1 protein-coding gene is annotated in these 299 nt (G+C 60.2%); it reads right to left on the bottom strand.

The features are described 5' to 3' along the window. Nucleotides 1-299: TetR/AcrR family transcriptional regulator (locus SB725_RS30655; protein WP_410923114.1), on the bottom strand; the 299-nt coding region annotated here is incomplete at both ends.

Here is a 299-nt window from a genome sequence, read left to right as displayed (position 1 = left end):
ATAACGCTGTGCGTATAACGAGGTGAGCTGCTTTTGCAGCCCCTCGCTGAGCGGGTCTGCATCCAGCAGCTTCCGCAAGTTTTCCTGGACGTTCTGATGATCGCGACGGAGCAGTTCGAGGAACAGGTCGTTCTTGCTGTTGAAGTTCGAATAGAACGCGCCGCGGGTATAGCCGGCGCAGGCGGCGATGTCCTCCACGCTGGTCGCAGCCAGCCCTTTCCTTGCAATGCGCAGGGCCGCTGCGTCGAGCAGGCGCAGGCGAGTCTGTTCGCGGGCTTCATCCCGGCTTAATCGTTTAC

The sequence above is a fragment of the Pseudomonas sp. SIMBA_041 genome (assembly GCF_046535095.1).
Lineage (GTDB): Bacteria > Pseudomonadota > Gammaproteobacteria > Pseudomonadales > Pseudomonadaceae > Aquipseudomonas > Aquipseudomonas mucoides.
The sequence above is the reverse complement of the archived record's forward strand: the minus strand, read 5'-3'. Positions and strand labels throughout refer to the sequence as shown.